Origin of the sequence: Limnobacter sp. CACIAM 66H1, from assembly GCF_001601825.1 — a bacterium.
Classification (GTDB): Bacteria; Pseudomonadota; Gammaproteobacteria; order Burkholderiales; family Burkholderiaceae_B; genus Limnobacter.
Genome location: NZ_LUJK01000058.1, coordinates 1 through 17,986, shown reverse-complemented (window position 1 = coordinate 17,986; position 17,986 = coordinate 1). Strand labels below are relative to the sequence as shown.

Annotated in this window: 18 protein-coding genes and 1 pseudogene; 16 read left to right on the top strand and 3 right to left on the bottom strand. The window is 51.8% G+C overall.

Annotation, left to right across the window (positions count from 1 at the left end; genetic code table 11):
• Together A0129_RS13755 and A0129_RS13750 are read right to left on the bottom strand one after the other, a co-directional pair.
• Positions 1–1,737, bottom strand: a 1,737-nt coding sequence (locus tag A0129_RS13755; protein ID WP_291715860.1) for a GAF domain-containing protein, incomplete at its 3' end; no start/stop codon positions are given.
• 120 nt (positions 1,738–1,857) lie between these two features.
• A complete protein-coding gene (locus tag A0129_RS13750) occupies positions 1,858–2,319 on the bottom strand; it encodes a DUF1499 domain-containing protein (protein ID WP_291715858.1) in 462 nt (153 codons plus the stop codon).
• A gap of 66 nt (positions 2,320–2,385) precedes the next feature.
• Here A0129_RS13750 and A0129_RS13745 point away from each other — a divergent pair, with 66 nt between their 5' ends.
• Entirely contained in the window at positions 2,386–2,655 is a 270-nt protein-coding gene (locus A0129_RS13745; protein WP_291715855.1) for a TIGR03643 family protein, read from the top strand.
• Between the two features lie 52 nt (positions 2,656–2,707).
• Positions 2,708–3,736, top strand: coding sequence for a hypothetical protein (locus tag A0129_RS13740; protein ID WP_291715854.1), 1,029 nt, complete (start codon positions 2,708–2,710; stop codon positions 3,734–3,736).
• 5 nt (positions 3,737–3,741) lie between these two features.
• Here the strand turns inward: A0129_RS13740 and A0129_RS13735 are convergent, their stop codons facing one another.
• The gene (locus A0129_RS13735; protein ID WP_291715852.1) at positions 3,742–4,347 is read right to left on the bottom strand and encodes an MOSC domain-containing protein; all 606 of its coding nucleotides are present in this window, start codon (positions 4,345–4,347) and stop codon (positions 3,742–3,744) included.
• Between the two features lie 258 nt (positions 4,348–4,605).
• Here A0129_RS13735 and A0129_RS13730 point away from each other — a divergent pair, with 258 nt between their 5' ends.
• From A0129_RS13730 to A0129_RS13665, 14 genes and pseudogenes are all read left to right on the top strand, one after another.
• A complete protein-coding gene (locus A0129_RS13730; protein WP_291715850.1) occupies positions 4,606–6,447 on the top strand; it encodes a phosphoenolpyruvate carboxykinase (GTP) in 1,842 nt (613 codons plus the stop codon).
• Between the two features lie 97 nt (positions 6,448–6,544).
• A complete protein-coding gene (locus A0129_RS13725) occupies positions 6,545–7,345 on the top strand; it encodes a TSUP family transporter (RefSeq protein WP_291715848.1) in 801 nt (266 codons plus the stop codon).
• A 743-nt stretch (positions 7,346–8,088) separates the two neighbouring features.
• Positions 8,089–10,041: a tRNA uridine-5-carboxymethylaminomethyl(34) synthesis enzyme MnmG gene (mnmG, locus tag A0129_RS13720; protein ID WP_291715847.1), complete on the top strand. Its 1,953-nt coding sequence runs from the start codon at positions 8,089–8,091 to the stop codon at positions 10,039–10,041.
• Entirely contained in the window at positions 10,038–10,715 is a 678-nt protein-coding gene (rsmG, locus tag A0129_RS13715; RefSeq protein WP_291715845.1) for a 16S rRNA (guanine(527)-N(7))-methyltransferase RsmG, read from the top strand. Before mnmG ends, rsmG begins: the two co-directional genes overlap by 4 nt.
• A 30-nt stretch (positions 10,716–10,745) precedes the next feature.
• The gene (locus A0129_RS13710) at positions 10,746–11,522 is read left to right on the top strand and encodes a ParA family protein (protein WP_291715843.1); all 777 of its coding nucleotides are present in this window, start codon (positions 10,746–10,748) and stop codon (positions 11,520–11,522) included.
• 33 nt (positions 11,523–11,555) lie between these two features.
• Positions 11,556–12,437 (top strand): ParB/RepB/Spo0J family partition protein, encoded by an 882-nt coding sequence (locus tag A0129_RS13705; protein ID WP_291715840.1) that lies wholly within the window; start codon positions 11,556–11,558, stop codon positions 12,435–12,437.
• A gap of 91 nt (positions 12,438–12,528) precedes the next feature.
• Positions 12,529–12,918, top strand: a complete 390-nt coding sequence (locus A0129_RS13700; protein WP_291715838.1) for an ATP synthase subunit I — start codon at positions 12,529–12,531, stop codon at positions 12,916–12,918.
• 2 nt (positions 12,919–12,920) lie between these two features.
• On the top strand, positions 12,921–13,781 hold the full coding sequence (gene atpB, locus A0129_RS13695) for a F0F1 ATP synthase subunit A (RefSeq protein WP_291715836.1): 861 nt from the start codon (positions 12,921–12,923) through the stop codon (positions 13,779–13,781).
• A gap of 56 nt (positions 13,782–13,837) precedes the next feature.
• Positions 13,838–14,080, top strand: coding sequence for a F0F1 ATP synthase subunit C (gene atpE / locus A0129_RS13690; RefSeq protein ID WP_008247085.1), 243 nt, complete (start codon positions 13,838–13,840; stop codon positions 14,078–14,080).
• A 75-nt stretch (positions 14,081–14,155) separates the two neighbouring features.
• Complete coding sequence (locus tag A0129_RS13685; RefSeq protein WP_291715834.1) at positions 14,156–14,626, top strand: F0F1 ATP synthase subunit B; 471 nt, start codon at positions 14,156–14,158, stop codon at positions 14,624–14,626.
• 24 nt (positions 14,627–14,650) lie between these two features.
• Positions 14,651–15,184 (top strand): F0F1 ATP synthase subunit delta, encoded by a 534-nt coding sequence (locus tag A0129_RS13680; protein WP_291715832.1) that lies wholly within the window; start codon positions 14,651–14,653, stop codon positions 15,182–15,184.
• 32 nt (positions 15,185–15,216) lie between these two features.
• Positions 15,217–16,758, top strand: coding sequence for a F0F1 ATP synthase subunit alpha (gene atpA, locus A0129_RS13675; RefSeq protein ID WP_291715825.1), 1,542 nt, complete (start codon positions 15,217–15,219; stop codon positions 16,756–16,758).
• 73 nt (positions 16,759–16,831) lie between these two features.
• Complete coding sequence (gene atpG / locus A0129_RS13670) at positions 16,832–17,701, top strand: F0F1 ATP synthase subunit gamma (protein ID WP_105027745.1); 870 nt, start codon at positions 16,832–16,834, stop codon at positions 17,699–17,701.
• Positions 17,702–17,739: 38 nt separating this feature from the next.
• Positions 17,740–17,986: pseudogene (locus tag A0129_RS13665) on the top strand (F0F1 ATP synthase subunit beta); the annotation flags it as partial.

The following is a 17,986-nucleotide window of genomic DNA, read 5'->3' as shown; positions in this document are numbered from 1 at the left end:
CAGGCTGGAATCGATTTCAACCAAACCGTCGGTGAGGTTGTCGACAATCAGGTTGTAGGTCAGAAGATTTTTTTCCAGCGCCTGTTCAACCCGTCGAGTCTCGGAGATGTCGACGATTGAGCCGTAAAGGCCCATGGGTACACCCTCATCGCTGATGGATGGGCGGATCATCATGCGAAACCACTTCTTCTTCTCCTGCGTTCCAAGTGCTTCAAATTCAAGGCTGGCGGGTTTGCGGTTATTGATGCATTCGATGAAAAGCACCGCGATGTTGCGACCTGACAATCGGGAGAGTATTGAGCTGAGATGAAAGATTGAATTGAGTGAGTCTTTGCTGGCGCCCAGTACTTCGCGAAGTATTTCCGTGGTTTTGAGCGAACCGCTTTCGAGGTGATAGTACCAGCCACCTACTTTGGCCAATGTGCCTGTCAAACTCAAAAGACTTTCATCAAAAATTGATTTCTGGACCGAAGATGACTTGTTGATCATCGCCGTAAAGTTCGCGATCACCGATGGTTTTTTGAACGCAGTGAATCCTTTTTTCGGGCAAAGCTCCATGCGTAGCCAAGTCCCGTTTTCCCCCTGAAAATTCAGACGCACCCACGCCTCTGAAGGCAAATTGCTTTTCAGGCATTGATTCAGAATCTTCGAGAATGTTTCCTGATCTTCACCATGAAGCAGATCTACAAAACTTTCCTTGTGTTTTATCTTCGTAAACTCTTCGTCACCGGAGTTGGACAATCCAGTGATCAAGCCCTGATGGTCGAGTGCGAGTCGGCCTTTCACCGTCTCTCTTAAAAAAGCTTTGGGAAACTTTTTCAAGTCTTGGTTGGGCTCCATGCGGGGCATGTTTTCGCGATCGCTTGGTGCTTCTATGTGAATATTTTCCAGAGCAGGTTCGCTGATCTTTTTCACCAAACCAAACAAACGGGTATCACCTGCATTGCCGCTGTCGTAGACCTGTTCTTCAAAACGCACAATGTCGCCGCTGGGCAAGCGAACACGATAGACGAAGGCATTTCCATCGCGCTCAAGTCTCGCTTTCTCGACCATCTCGCGGTCTTCGTCGATCGGTAAGTTGTTGAACCAGCTGGCCAGCACCACACGGGTTTGCGACAGGTTCAACCATTTCTCCATGGAAGGCGACAGCTCAATCAAGTCGCCATGGTCGGTGTTCTTCCAGCTCCCCAAACCTTGATTGTTGTAGTTGTGTTGTTGTTTGGAATTCAATTCGTTTGATTCTTTGGCTTTCAGGGCACGCTCAACAAGGCTGTGTTCAACCAGTTTGGCCAGGGCTGTTGCAACGGTCGTCTCTGATTTGGTCCAGGTTCGCGCGGCGTTGTTGAGCAGGCAAAACGTACCAATATTATTGCCACTCACCGAGCGGATCGGGATGCCCAAATAGGCACGAATCCAGGGGCTGCCAAGCACCAAGGGGTTGGTCTTGAACACAGGGTGTTCAAGGCAATCGTTGATGACATGCGGTTGATCGTGTTGAATGGTGTGAGAACAAATGGAGAGATCGCGTGGGACTTCCTTGACCTCAAATCCGCGTTTGGCTTTGAACCAAAGTCGATCAGAATCAACAAATGCAATAAAACAGAATGCGCAATTGAACGCTGACAAACCCAGGTCCACTAGCGCTTCAAAGTACTCTTCTTTTTCCGTGTCCAGAATATCGAGTTGGTAAAGCTCCGTAAGCCTCACCGCCTCGTCGATTTCCTTTGGACTGCTCATTGTGGAAGTGTCTCCGTCCCTTTTTCCTCTCGGTACTCACTTTACACTTTGTCACCCGTACGAGGGACTACACTTTTGAACTACCCAATAAAAAATAGGAAAGTTTCGTGAGTAATTACCCTAGTTCGTGTTTAAAAGCAGTCGTAATTGCTCCACACGTTTGCGGTTGGCATCCAGATCACTGTAACCAACCCGGGATGCAGACCGAACATGAAGCAAACCACTGCCCTGATCGACACGAAATTCCACATCGTCGACAAAGCCGAAAAGGTCACTGGTGAAAGTACTGGCCATGTATTGATCGTTGGAGAAGTTGACATCACCACCCAACAGTTCAATGGCCTCTTTCACTTTCAGCAAAGGTTCCTCTCCCATGCTGGGTGTAATCGGTAGAGCGGCAATTGAGTGATCGTCGGAGGGTGAACTTTCGCTACTCACGCAGTTCGGTTTGTTTGGGCACGGTGCCAATTGACCATTGGCCAGTCCCGGGGGGGCACCGGTTTCGGAGTACAGGCCCAAGCCAAAGAAGACAACGATTACCAATGTGATCAAGACGATCAAGCTGAGCAATGCTCTTTTCACCTGTAAGCCCCTTCTGTCATATACTGAATGTTGAATTTTCTCCAGTGTAGCGGTCAGTGAGATCAGATGTCCAAATCTTTGAAGTTTAAGTTGTCCGAAGAGGATGTTTCCCGCATTGTCGAGATGGCGTGGGAAGACAGGACCCCATTTGAAGCCATAGAACTCCAGTTTGGTTTGAACGAGTCTCAGACCATTGAACTGATGCGCACCAGCATGAAAGCCAGCAGTTTCAAGATGTGGCGCGAACGTGTTACGGGCCGCAAAACGAAACACCTGAAGTTGCGTGGCTTTGTTCGCACCAAGGCGTATGCGCCAGGCCATTACAAAATCCGCTGATGATATTTGTTCAGTGAGTGATTCAGCCGCTGTTCCAAAAGGGAGGTCTGGAATGCTAAAAGAGCAGCAAAACTCCCCATTGGCCACGCGCAGTGGACAGGAATGGATGCTCTGGTTCGGGCGGGCTTCGCAGCATCTACCCGATCTTCATCGGGCATTTCAGTTTTTGGAAAGCAGTTGTGAGCTTCTCGATTCCAAAGATGATGCCGACCAGAAGGTCGGGCCGCGCAAACTCAAACAATTGATCAACCGATTTATCGGACAGGCGCGTTGCCCCTCGGCGTCATCGTGTGAGCGAATCGCGATTCGCACGCAAGTTCTCGATGGCTGGTTGCAGTCAGAGTTACAGCGCCAGCAAGATCCAAATTTGTTGGTTGAGCTGGGCGCACATGGGCTTCAAAAGTTACTGGCCATTTGTGAAGGGGCTGATGACAAACATGGTCTGTTGCTCAAGGCGGTGCGAGAGTTCACACGCGATTGGTTGAACATTGTTTCGGCTCGGATTGAGAATCCGATTGAGCGAGCCCACCTGGTCTATCCGGTGGCCATGTTGGATCAGGCTGGTCTGGTAGACCCTTCCTGGTGGTGGAAGCAAATCGCCCTGTGTGATCGTCACACCGTGTTAGGCCTGATTGAGCTCGAGATCAATGAGATGAATGAAATGCAGCCCACCAGCAATGTGAGTTGGCGCTCTTTCGACAAGCGGTGGAGAAGGTTGCGCGTTCGTGCGCTTTTAGATCATCTGGGTGAAAAGCGTTTGCTGGCTGAGTTGCTTCGGAAATCTGCAGTGGATGACTTTGAGGCCGTGTTGGCTGTTCGTATGTTGCGTGAGGCGGGTCGTTCACGCGATGCAATTGTGCAAGCCGAGCAATGGTTGCGTGCCTTGCCCAGAAGCCCGGTGTTGGCTGAAGCCTTGTTCGACTTGTATTGCGAAGACGGTTGGGATGAAGAAGCCTTGGCTCTGGCGGTGACCCATTACGGTTACGACCCCAACCCCGTGTGGATCGAGCGATTGGACCGCCTGGCGTTGCCTGCCGCTTCACAGCAGGCCAGGGTGTGGAGAAAGCAGCAAAACACCTAGGCTTGTTACAACAGGTCCATTTGTCCCTTTCGGGTTTTGTATCGAAAAGATTCAAGCACTGTTTTGCCCTGTGGGTTGGCGAAATGCTTTAACTCGATTCCCGCCTTCAAATGCCCTGCTTGGATCACACGCAAGTACCAGCCGCAGTTGCCTTGCTGGATCATTTGTTTCGGGGCCGCGCCGTAACCCATCCGAATGGCAAATTTGTGGCATGGCTCGCGAGGGTCGGTTACACGAAGTCTTACCTCGCCCAATTCAAATTCATCCCCGATCCGAACCTGGTTTTCATCCAGGCCTTTCACCACCAGGTTTTCGCCCAAAAACCCCCAAGGCAGATCCGTGTCCAGATTCTTTTCCTGGCGACGAGCTTTCCAGAATTCATAATGCTCAGCCGGCATCATGTACACCGCCTTGTCCAGCCCGCCATGCACCGATAAATTGCATTGTTCGTCGCCTTCCAGTCCCAGCTTTTTGATTTCAATGGACATGGGGTTTTGTTCGGTGCTGACAGCCTGTTTTTTGATTCCGCTTGCTTCGGTTTTGATGTCACCTGACGCCGTTCGATAAACCAGTGGGGCAACCAGTCCGGTACAAATTGCAATCAGCTTCATAGGGCTTCCATAGTCGTGCAATTTCGCCACTTTACATGGCCTGTGTCGGAAAGCAAACACCGTATGCGATTAGGTGATAATGCCTATAGGAAAAACTTATTTCCGTTTGCTTACAACATGTTAAACTCGAGGGCTAAGTTTGCGGATAAGCGACAAGTCGATCGCCCGTGTGCTTGGTGTCATGTTCCGGTCACACTGTAGAGCAACGCCAAAGCCCCCGCACAAAAGAATTACATTTGTCTATCTGGAGGTTTTAGCATGAGTGCAGTGCTGTCTATGGTCAGCCAGACCGTGCCATCGTATGTCAAGCACAAGAAGCTTGTGGCTTGGGTGCAAGAAATTGCTGCCCTGACCGAGCCCAAGAACATTGTGTGGTGCGACGGTTCACAAGAAGAGTACGATCGCCTTTGCGCAGAAATGGTTGAAGCAGGTACGCTTCGCAAACTCAACCCTGAGAAGCGCCCCAATTCTTACCTGGCTTGGTCTGATCCCTCAGACGTTGCCCGAGTGGAAGATCGAACCTACATCTGTTCTGAAAAGAAAGAAGATGCTGGCCCCACCAACAACTGGGAAGACCCCGCCAAAATGCGCGCCACATTGAACGGTTTGTTCAAAGGTTCCATGCGCGGTCGCACCTTGTATGTGGTGCCGTTTTCCATGGGCCCACTGGGTAGCCCCATTGCCCACATCGGCGTTGAGTTGTCTGATTCCGCCTACGTGGTTGTGAACATGCGCATGATGACGCGCATGGGCAAAGCCGTTTACGACGTGTTGGGCGAAAACGGCGAGTTTGTACCTTGCGTGCACACTGTGGGCGCACCTTTGGAAGCAGGCCAGAAGGATGTTGCATGGCCTTGCAACCCAACCACCAAGTACATTGTTCACTACCCTGAAACCCGTGAAATCTGGTCTTATGGTTCCGGGTATGGTGGTAACGCCTTGTTGGGCAAAAAATGTCTGGCTTTGCGCATTGCGTCTACCATGGGTCGTGACCAAGGCTGGCTGGCTGAGCACATGCTGATTCTGGGTGTTACAAATCCTCAAGGGAAGAAGTACCATGTGGCGGCCGCGTTCCCATCGGCATGCGGCAAAACCAACTTCGCCATGTTGATTCCACCTGCCTCAATGAAGGGCTGGAAGGTAACCACCATTGGTGATGACATTGCCTGGATCAAACCTGATGCCAATGGCAAATTGCGCGCGATCAATCCCGAGGCAGGTTATTTTGGCGTCGCCCCCGGCACCAATACAAAGACCAACTCCAATTGCATGGCCTCTTTGAATGCCAATGTGATTTTCACCAACGTGGCCCTGACAGACGATGGCGATGTGTGGTGGGAAGGCCTGTCGAAAGAAGCGCCTGCGCACTTGGTTGACTGGACTGGTCAGGACTGGACCCCGGATTGTGGTCGCAAGGCCTCTCACCCCAACGCCCGCTTTACCGTGGCTGCAGAGCAGAACCCCGTGATCGACAACAACTGGGACAATCCAGCTGGTGTTGAAATTGACGCCTTCATTTTCGGTGGGCGCCGTTCAACCACTGTGCCGCTGGTTACTGAAGCTCGCAATTGGGTGGAAGGCGTATACATGGCAGCCACTATGGGCTCGGAAACCACTGCTGCGGCTTTTGGCCAGCAAGGTGTAGTTCGCCGTGATCCGTTTGCCATGTTGCCATTCTGCGGTTACAACATGTCTGATTACTTCCAGCACTGGCTGGATTTGGGCAAGAAGCTGGAATCTTCCGGCGCGAAATTGCCCAGTATTTTCTGCGTAAACTGGTTCCGTACCGATGCCGAAGGTAAATTCATTTGGCCTGGTTTTGGCGAAAACATGCGGGTTTTGGCATGGGCCTTGGAGCGAGTAGAGGGCAAGGGCAAGGGTGTTGACCATGTATTTGGCACCTCACCGAGCTACGACGATATTTCCTGGGATGGCCTGGAGTTCAGCAAAGAGCAGTTCGATTCCATCACCGCGATTGACAAAGCAGCCTGGCTTGAAGAGTTGAACCTGCATGCTGAGTTGTTCGAAAAACTGAAACACAACTTGCCAGCACAGCTGGAAGAAACCAAAGCGCAAATCGCCAGCCGTTTGGCGGCCTGATTTGGCTTGAACGTTTTGACTTTATTCTGATACTCCGGAATTAGTCCTATGGCGGGCGCCCACAAGGCGCCCGTTTTCTTTTCAGCGGAATTTTTTCATGTTTGAAAACATTGAGTTGTGGGTGTTGCTGGCTTTGTGTGCGGCGGCTTTTGGTGCGGGTCTGATCGATGCCATGGTCGGGGGTGGAGGATTAATCCAGATTCCGGCCTTGTTCGGCTTGATGCCTTCCCACGGGCATGCCACCTTGCTGGGCACCAACAAAATATCCAGTGTGGTCGGTACGAGCTTTGCCGCTTATAAATATGCCAAGGCCATTCAGGTTCCCTGGAACGCAGTGCTTCCTGCGACCGTCATGGCATTGCTGGGTGCTTATTGTGGTGCGTACATCGTCACGCAAATTTCGACAGAGGTGCTGCGTTTGATGTTGCCCTTGCTGTTGATCGCGGTGGCGGTTTACACCTTTTTGCGCAAGGACCTGGGTAGTGTGCATGCGCCCAAGTTAGACAAAAACCGTGAACGTTTCTTCGGAGCTTGCGTCGGGTTGGCGATTGGTTTTTATGACGGGTTTTTCGGTCCGGGCACCGGTTCGTTCTTGATGGTCGCTTTCGTGGTGTTTTTCGGCTTTGATTTTTTGGCTGCTACTGCGGGTGCAAAAATGGTGAACATTGCCTGCAACTTGGCGTCGCTTGCCTGGTTTGCACCAGCAGGGCATGTGATTGTCGCTTTGGGTTTGCTGATGGCGGTCTTTAATTTGGCCGGTGCGAGGGTGGGTGCGAGTTTGGCCATTCGCAAGGGTGCCGGGTTTGTGCGCAAGGCGTTGTTGGCGGTTGTGTTTTTATTAATACTGCGGACCAGTTACGACAGTTATTGGCCATACTTGAAAGCGTGGCTTGCGTGATTGTTCCACGTGGAACATGATGGGTTTGGTCGGCTTTTTTTGGCGTGGGTGAGGCTCCGGTGCTGGCCACCTTGCCTAAGCAAGTCTTCTGATCCGGCTTGATGCTTCTGGCTTGGGGCGTGCGAAACGCTTTGGCGTCTTCGCATCGGTTCCTGCCGGAACCGCCCCGCGCTGCGAATCCGCCGGGAAGCCTCGCAAAACCGGCAAGGCGACACAGCACCCAAGCCTTGCCCGAGCTAACGAACGCAGTTTCCGTCGCTGTCGCATGCACCGTTGCCGGCGCACTCAGGCTGCAATGCCCTCGCAGCGCAGATCAAGAAAACCTGCCCTTGGTGTTGAATTCACCGTCCGTTCGGCAAGGCCGAAAGCGCAGCCCGCCCGCTGTTTAGCGGGTGGGCTTAGGGCGGTTAATCAATAACAAGGGGGCGGTCGGGTTTTCTGGCGAAAGAGGGTATGCGCCTGAGCAACCGACGCAAGCGACGTAAGCGAGGTAAGCGACGTAAGGAGTTGAGCGAGGCAAATAGGCGCGCGAGCAGGTTTGTACCAAAGCAGCCGGTCAATCAGGAAAGCATGCCATTGATTAACCTTGTCTGTTTTCTGTTCCACGTGAAACATGTTCGCTTGGGCAAAATCATGCCGAAGCATATAATTGCGCCATTGTCGCCGAATCAAGCGTTTTTGATTTCGGCATTTGTATGTTGAATCCGATGTAGGATTCCGGCACCCAGTGCCAGGAGTGAATCATGTTTTATCCCGAAGAGTTTGATGTCATTGTGGTGGGCGGAGGTCATGCAGGTACCGAGGCTGCGCTCGCGTCTGCACGTGCTGGAAGTAAAACCCTGCTGCTGACACACAACATCGAAACACTTGGGCAAATGTCGTGTAACCCGTCGATTGGTGGTATCGGCAAAGGCCACTTGGTCAAAGAGGTGGATGCTTTGGGTGGCGCGATGGCGATCGCTACCGACGAGGCTGGTATTCAGTTCCGTATCCTGAACAGTTCCAAAGGCCCAGCTGTGCGTGCAACGCGAGCGCAAGCAGATCGTGTTCTGTACCGTCAGGCCATCCGAACACGTCTGGAGAATCAAGCCAATTTGAGCATTTTCCAGCAGTCCGTCGAGGACCTTTTATTGGATGGCGACAGGGTGTGTGGGGCAGTCACCCAGGTTGGCCTGAAGTTTAAGGCCAGAGCCGTGGTCTTGACCGCTGGTACTTTTTTGAATGGCAAGATCCATGTGGGTTTGCAAAATTACTCCGCTGGTCGGGCAGGGGATCCTCCCGCCATTGGGTTGGGTATGCGTTTGCAGGAAATGAAATTGCCGCAGGGTCGATTAAAAACTGGTACCCCGCCCCGAATTGATGGTCGCAGCATCGACTTCTCAGTCATGCAAGAGCAGCCAGGTGATTTGAATCCCGTGCCCGTGTTTTCCTACCTGGGGAATGCGGCCATGCATCCGAAGCAACTTCCCTGCTGGATCACGCACACCAACCAGAAAACCCACGACATTATTCGTGGAGGATTGGACAGAAGCCCAATGTACACCGGTGTGATCGAAGGCGTTGGGCCCCGTTACTGCCCATCGATCGAAGACAAGATCCATCGCTTTGCGGACAAGGAGTCGCATCAAATTTTCCTGGAGCCCGAGGGTTTAACCACCAATGAGTATTATCCCAACGGTGTGTCCACTTCCTTGCCATTCGATGTTCAGTTGAATCTTTTGCATTCCATCAAGGGTTTGGAAAATGCTTACATCATGCGGCCAGGGTATGCGATCGAATACGATTATTTCGATCCACGCGCATTGAAAACCACTCTTGAAACCAAAGCCATTGAGGGTTTGTTCTTCGCCGGTCAAATCAATGGCACCACGGGTTACGAAGAGGCGGCGGCTCAAGGTTTGTTGGCGGGTGTGAATGCCGCATTGATGGTGCAGGGCAGAGAGCAATGGACGCCCCGTCGTGATGAAGCCTATCTGGGTGTGCTTGTGGATGATTTAACCAGCAAGGGTGTGGCAGAGCCTTACCGCATGTTCACGAGTCGCGCAGAGTACCGTTTAAGCCTGCGCGAGGACAATGCGGATCAGCGCCTCACGCCAATCGGTCGCGAGCTCGGTTTGGTCGATGACATCCGCTGGAAGGCTTTTTCGGAAAAGCGGGAGGCTGTGGAGCAGGAAAAGCAACGTTTGCGTTCCACGTGGATCAATCCGAAAATTGTCGCGCAGGCCGAAGCAGAGCGAGTGCTGCACAAAGGAATTGATCGCGAGTACAACTTGTATGATCTGCTAAAACGCCCGGACGTCAGTTATCAAGATCTCAGCACTTTGAGCAAGGAGAATGGCGAAAGGGCTCTGAGCAATCCTTTGCAACAGAATGATTTGGTTTCTCAGTTGGAAATCGAGGTGAAGTATGCGGGTTATGTGCTGCGCCAGCAGGCAGAAGTGGAGCGTGGTGCGGGCAACGAATCCATCCGCTTGCCTGAGGACTTCGATTATTCAGGTGTAAACGGATTGAGCAAAGAGGTGCAGCAAAAGCTGAATACCCACAAGCCTGAAACGATTGGTCAGGCCGGTCGAATTCAAGGTATTACACCTGCAGCCATTTCCTTGTTGCTGGTTCATTTAAAGAAACGTGATTTGTTGAACAAGGCAAAGAGCGCGACTCATTCCAGTGACGATGCTCCGGAGCAAGTGGCTTGAGTTCAGTACACCGAAAACCAAAGTCTGAAACCCTCGAGTCTTCGGACCAATTGCTGCTGAACGATGGGATTGCACAACTTCGTTTGGGTTTGAGCGTCGATCAACATGCACAGCTGTTTAAATATGGTCAGCTGATCCAGAAATGGAACCGGGTTTATAACTTAACCGCCATCCGTAACAATCGAGAGCTGGTCACACACCACTTGCTCGATTCGCTCGCTGTGCTGCCAGCAGTTTCAGTTGCGCTTCAATCAAACCGACAGCCCAGAATACTGGATGTGGGTGCGGGCGCAGGGCTGCCTGGTTTGGTGTTGGCAATTGCTCAGCCAAACTGGCAAGTGACATTGATCGATACCGTTCAGAAAAAAGCCGCATTCATGCAGCAGGCCATTGCCAGCTTGGGTTTGAAAAATGCGCATGCTGTACATGGTCGGGTCGAGGAGTACCAGCCCGGGGTGCCATTCGACCTGATTTGTTCACGTGCATTTTCCAGCATCGACAATTTCATCGCTCTCAGTCAACACCTTTTGGCCGAGGAGGGGCAATTTGCGGCCCTCAAAGGCAAGGTGGAAGTGGACAGTGATGTTCCGGAGAATTGGCGAATTGATGCGCTTCATCCAATTGAAGTGCCATTCTTGGACGAAGCAAGGCACTTGTTCATGATTAAACGCTAAAATCAAAGCATTCATTCACAGGACAAGAAGATGGCGAAAGTTTTCTGCATAGCCAACCAGAAAGGTGGCGTGGGAAAAACCACCACGGCGGTGAATCTGGCTGCGGGTTTGGCCATGGCCAAACAGCGGGTGTTGCTGGTGGATCTGGATCCCCAGGGCAATGCCACGATGGGTTGCGGCATTGACAAACGCAGTGTAAAGCACACGGTCTATCAGGTGTTGGTAGGCATGGTGGGTGTGGCCGAGGCCACAGTTCGCGCAGAAGGCGAATTTGATGTGTTGGCGGCAAACCGCGAATTGGCCGGTGCAGAAGTCGAAATGGTCGAGTTTGAAAACCGTGAAATCAAATTGCGGGAAGCCATTCTGGAAGTGGATGATCAGTATGATTTCATTCTGATCGATTGCCCACCAGCTTTGTCGTTGCTGACTTTGAACGCCCTGTGCTGTGCCAACGGCGTAGTCATTCCGATGCAATGTGAATACTATGCGCTGGAAGGTCTGAGTGATTTGGTCAATACCATCAAGCAAGTTTGTAAAAACCTGAATCCCAATCTCACGATCATCGGTTTGCTTCGCGTGATGTACGATCCCCGGATGACATTGGCGCAGCAGGTTTCGGCCCAGCTGGAAAAGCATTTTGGTAACAAAGTGTTTAAAACAATCATTCCTCGCAATGTGCGTTTGGCCGAAGCGCCCAGCTACGGGGTTCCCGGTGTGTTGTTCGACAAAACCAGCAAAGGTGCAAAGGCTTATCTGGACTTTGCCAATGAAATGGTCGATCGCTTGGGCTTGCCGATTGCCGCCTAAGCCGCGGCATAACTATATTCAGCAGAAGAACATATGAACGCAATTAAACGTAGCAAAGGCCTGGGCCGCGGCTTGGAGGCCCTATTGGGCCCTTCAGGTGACGATGCCAACAAGGACATGGGTGAACAAGTCATGACCTTGGCTTTGGGAAAGCTGCAGGCGGGCAAGTATCAACCTCGCTCCCGAATGGATGAATCCTCGCTCATGGAGTTGGCGGAGTCCATTAAAAGTCAGGGCATCATGCAACCCATTCTGGTTCGTCCAATTGGCTCTGGAAAATACGAAATTATCGCAGGTGAGCGCCGATTCCGCGCCTCCAAATTGGCAGGACTGGAGGAAGTGCCCGTTCTGGTCCGTGCAGTACCCGACGAATCCGCCTTGGCCATGGCTCTGATCGAAAACATTCAACGTGAAGACCTCAATCCGTTGGAAGAAGCTTTGGGTGTGCAGCGGCTCATTCGTGAATTCAGTTTGACCCATGAAGATGCTGCCCGTGCGATCGGTCGATCCCGCAGTGCAACAAGCAACATGTTGCGGCTGCTCAACCTGGCTGAGCCGGTTCAAACCATGTTGCTGGCTGGCGACATTGAGATGGGCCATGCCCGTGCTTTGTTGGCGCTGACCACAGCCGAGCAAATTGCCTGCGCTAACGAAGTAGTTAACAAGCGTTTGTCGGTTCGGGAAACGGAAAAGTTGGTCAATGACTGGGCCAGTGATGGTGATCGCCAAGCCAGCAAACCCAGGCAAACAGCGGATGTACGTCGTCTCGAGGAAGGTTTGGCCGACTGGTTGGCCAGCGCTGTGCAGTTAAAAGCCAATGCAAATGGCAAGGGCAGTGTTACTATTAAATTCAATAATTTGGATGAGCTGGACGGTGTGCTGGAGCGCATCGGCTTTCCCAAAGAAGAGCTTTAACTTTTGCACCAAATCGGTGTGAAAAATAAGCCGTTTTCGTTTGACGAGGGGGCGTACAAACCCCTATAATCTGGCGGTTTGTCAAAAACACGTGAGCCTTGCGGAAAACACGTATCCGATCAAGGTCAAATGTGGCAGCGCAGCAAATATGTGGAAAATAGTCGGACTCCAATGGGTCGTCGGGGTGGCAGTTTGCCTCCTCATGTTGTTGGTGTCCCCAAATCACGCGCAGTCTGCCGCATGGGGTTTCGTAGCCGTCGCGTTGCCGAGCACATTGTTCGCCGCACGCCTGGCCTTGGGTAGCAAAACGCCCATTGGTGGAACTTTCGTGTTTTTGACCGGAGAATTCCTGAAGGTTGGCGCAACAATCGCAATCATGTTTGTAGCGAGTCAAGTTGATCCGAACATTGTTTGGTGGTCCTTGATCCTCACAGCGGTCGTCACCCTCAAAAGCTATTTTTTGGCATTTTTCTTGAGATAAGTATGGCATCTTCACCGAATGGGCTTACCCCCTCAGAGTACATCGTCCATCACTTGCAGCATTTCGCTACCGATAAGCAAAAATTTATCGTCGATTTCTCAGTGATCAATCTCGACACGATGTTTTTCTCCATCCTGTCTGGTCTTGTAGTGATCTTCATGCTGCGTAAGGCAGCCTCCAAAGCCACCTCTGGCGTACCCGGTCGTTTCCAGGGCTTCGTCGAAATGATGGTGGAAATGGTTGAAAACCAATCCAAAGCCATTGTTCATGGTGATCGCAGTTTCATTGCCCCCTTGGCTTTGACTGTGTTTCTGTGGATTGTGGTCATGAATGCCTTCGACTTGGTGCCTGTTGACCTGATTCCCATGGCCTGGGGCCACCTGTTGTACAACCTGGGCTTTGCAGCAAGCCCAGGCGATCCCTACATGCGTGTGGTAGCCACTGCCGACTTGAACGGCGCCTTGGGCATGTCTCTCGGTGTGCTGGTACTCATGCTGTACTACTCCGTCAAAATCAAGGGTGCCGGTGGTTTTGTCCATGAATTGTTCTGCGCACCCTTCGGTGCCAATCCATTGCTGTGGATCCCCAACTTTGTATTGAACCTCATTGAGTTTGCCGCGAAAACCGTGTCCTTGGGCATGCGATTGTTCGGCAACATGTATGCAGGCGAATTGGTGTTCATGCTGATCGCTTTGCTGGGTGGCGCTGCTGCGTTGTCCTTGGGTGGTGCGTTTGCCTTCTTGGGTCACGTGTTGGCCGGAACAATTTGGGCGATTTTCCACATTCTGATCGTGTTGCTCCAGGGCTTCATTTTCATGATGTTGACCTTGATCTACATTGGCCAGGCACATCAGGGCCACTGATCGATTTTTAGTTTTTGGTTTTTTTAATTTTTCATTTTTCAATTTAAGGAGTTGTCATGACTAACGTTGCTTTCGTAGCTCTTGCTTGCGGCATTATCATTGGTTTGGGTGCGATTGGTGCCTGTATCGGTATCGCGATCATGGGTGGTAAGTACCTGGAAGCTTCTGCTCGCCAGCCAGAACTGATGAACGAACTGCAAACAAAGATGTTCGTTTTGGCCGGTCTGATCGACGCTGCGTTCCTGATCGGTGTTGGTATCGCGATGATGTTCGCGTTTGCTAACCCATTTGTTGGTTAATTTACAGCCACTTCCTTCGAACAACACCGCACGAATGTTTTAAGTCCAATTCGTGCGTTTTAGAGGAAACATGCCGTGAACTTAAACGCAACGCTGTTTGCTCAGCTCGTCGTTTTCTTCATCTTGGCGGTCTTCACAATGAAATATGTGTGGCCTCCACTGATCAAGAGCATCGATGAGCGTGCAAAGAAAATCGCAGACGGCTTGGCCGCTGCAGAACGTGGTAAGCAGGCTTTGGCAGAAGCCGGTCGCAAAGCTGAACAGGAACTGGCTGCTAGCCGTTCTGAAAATCAGCAGCGCCTGGCCGAAGCAGAAAAGCGTGCCCAGCAGATTATCGAAGAGGCAAAACAACAAGCCGAAGTTGAACGCAAGCGAATTCTTGCGCAGGCTGAAGCGGAAGCTGCGAACGAAGCACAACGTGCCCGTGACCAGTTGCGCGATCAGTTGGCAACTCTCGTGGTGAAAGGCGCTGAACAAATCCTGAAAAAGGAAGTGAACGCCCAGGCCCACGCAGACTTGCTGAATCAACTGAAAGCGGAACTGTAAGCCTAAAGCTTAAGGAAACACAAAATGGTCGAACTATCCACCATCGCCCGTCCTTACGCTGAGGCAGCGTTTGATGTTGCTAAAACCTCAAACCTGAACCAGTGGAGTGATTGGCTACAGTCGTGGTCGGCAGTCGCAAGCAACGCAGACATCAAATTGCTGGTCAGCAACCCAAAGTTGACTGACGAGCAAGTGCTGAGCGTGTTTGTTGAACTGACCAAGACACCGGCGGAAGCGCAAGCAACGAATTTTTTGAGTGCGCTTGTGGAAAATGGCCGTTTGCTGGCCTTGCCAGAAATCGCTCGACAGTTCGAAGAATTGAAGAACAGTCATGAAGGTTCTGCAGACGCGATCATCGCTTCGGCATTCCCCATGACTGACGCTGAAGTTCAAAACGTACGTGGTGCATTGGAAAAGAAATTTGGCTCCAAACTGAACGTGACTGTTCAGGTGGATGAATCGCTGATTGGTGGCGTTTGCGTCACCGTGGGCGATCAAATTTTGGATAGTTCGGTGCGCGGCAAACTTAACGCGATGAAGGCGGCTTTAACAGCCTAACTTGGCCCTCAAACGTAATTGGAGCAATCAATATGCAGATTAATCCCTCTGAGATCAGTGAACTGATCAAGAGCCGGATCGAAGGCCTCGGATCATCGGCCGACATCCGGACACAAGGTACTGTAGTGTCCGTGAGCGACGGTATTTGCCGCGTTCATGGTTTGTCAGATGTTATGCAAGGTGAAATGCTGGAATTCCCAGGCAACACCTTTGGTTTGGCGCTCAACCTGGAACGTGATTCCGTGGGTGTCGTTATTTTGGGTTCTTACGAGCACATTTCTGAAGGTGACATGGTCAAGTGTACCGGTCGTATTCTGGAAGTGCCTGTTGGTCCCGAGCTGCGCGGTCGCGTGGTGAATGCATTGGGCGTGCCCATCGATGGCAAGGGCCCAGTCAACGCAAAGCTGACCGACGTGATCGAAAAAGTGGCGCCTGGCGTGATTGACCGTAAGTCAGTTGACCAGCCACTGCAAACCGGCGTGAAGGCGATTGATGCCATGGTTCCCGTTGGCCGCGGCCAGCGTGAATTGATCATTGGTGACCGTCAAACTGGTAAAACCGCTGTTGCGATCGACGCGATCATTAACCAGAAAGGCACTGGCGTTACCTGCGTGTACGTGGCTGTAGGTCAGAAGGCTTCTTCCATCGTCAACGTGTTGCGCAAGCTGGAAGAACACGGCGCAATGGAATACACCATTGTTGTGGTGGCTTCTGCATCAGAATCAGCAGCCATGCAGTACCTGGCTCCTTACTCTGGTTGCACCATGGGCGAGTACTTCCGCGATCGCGGTGAAGATGCCCTGATTGTGTACGATGACCTGTCCAAGCAAGCTGTGGCTTACCGTCAAATTTCCCTGTTGCTGCGTCGCCCACCTGGCCGCGAAGCTTACCCAGGTGACGTGTTCTACCTGCACAGCCGTTTGCTCGAGCGCGCATCACGCGTGAATGCGGAATATGTTGAGCGTTTCACCAAAGGTGAAGTCAAAGGCAAAACCGGTTCTCTGACCGCTTTGCCAGTGATTGAAACTCAAGCCGGTGACGTAACAGCATTCGTTCCCACCAACGTAATTTCGATTACTGACGGTCAAATCTTCTTGGAAACAGACTTGTTCAACGCCGGTATTCGTCCAGCGATTAACGCGGGTATTTCCGTGTCTCGCGTGGGTGGTGCAGCGCAGACCAAGGTGGTCAAGAAGCTGTCGGGCGGTATTCGTACCGACTTGGCCCAGTACCGTGAATTGGCTGCGTTTGCGCAGTTCGCTTCAGACTTGGACGAAGCGACCCGCCGCCAGCTGGAACGTGGTCGCCGTGTGGTTGAATTGTTGAAGCAGCCCCAGTATGCCCCATTGAAAACATGGGAAATGGCACTGGCCCTGTTCGCAATCAACAATGGTTATTTGGATGATGTCGAGGTATCGAACGTTCTTCCTTTCGAGGTTTCTCTGCGTCAATACATGCAGACAAGCCACAAGGACTTGATCGATCGTATCGAGCAGACTTACGAGTTGTCGAAAGATGATGAGCCAAAGCTGCACGAGGCCGTGAAATCATTCAAGAAAACTGGCGCGTATTAATCAGAGCGATCTGATTGTACCCACCGCATAACTCGGAAGGTCTAGTGCCTTCCCAGTCATTGGAGGAAATACGATGTCAGGAATGAAGGAAATCCGGACCAAGATCAAGAGCGTGCAAAACACGCGAAAGATCACGAAGGCGATGGAAATGGTGGCTGCGTCCAAAATGCGCAAAGCCCAGGACCGTATGCGTTCGGCTCGTCCCTATGCGGACAAAGTTCGGAACATTTGCGCCAACCTGGCCAAGGCAAACCCTGAATACCGCCATGAATACATGGTGGCGCGCGACGAGATCAAAAACGTGGCTGCGATTGTTGTGACAACGGACAAAGGTCTGTGTGGTGGTTTGAACACCAACATTCTGCGTCTGGTGACCAGCAAGTTTCAGGAGTTTGGTGCCAAGGGCGCAAAGGTACGAGCAACCGCAATCGGTACAAAGGGCGCTGGCTTCTTTAACCGTATTGGTGTTGATGTGACTTCCAAAGTGACGGGTCTTGGTGACAAGCCCCATCTGGAGGCACTCATCGGCGCGATCAAGGTTCAACTTGACGCGTATGTTGCGGGCGAAGTGGATGCTGTTTATTTGGCATACACCCGCTTTGTCAACACCATGAAGCAAGAAGCCGTGTTCGAGCAATTGCTGCCCTTGGGTGGCGACAGGCTGCAAGCCGATGAGGGTTCCACATCGTGGGACTACATCTATGAGCCGGATGCGAAGGCCGTGATTGACGATTTGTTGCTGCGCTACATCGAAGCATTGGTGTATCAGGCAGTGGCAGAGAACATGGCTTCAGAACAATCAGCACGTATGGTTGCGATGAAGGCAGCGTCAGACAACGCCAAGAATGTGATCAGTGAACTGCAACTTACCTACAACAAAGCCCGTCAGGCTGCCATTACCAAAGAATTGGCAGAGATCGTCGGCGGCGCAGCGGCTGTGTAAGCGGATGTTCGGAACGATTTTGAATTAAGGAAATAACGATGAGTACTGCGACAAACGAAGGAAAAATCGTACAGTGTATCGGCGCGGTGATTGACGTTGAGTTTTCACGCAACAACATGCCGAAAGTGTACGACGCGCTAACCATGGAAGGTTCCGAACTGACACTGGAAGTTCAGCAGCAGCTGGGTGACGGTGTGGTTCGTACCATCTGTTTGGGTGCATCAGACGGCTTGCGCCGTGGCATGGCTGTGAAAAACACAGGCAAGCCAATTTCAGTTCCCGTGG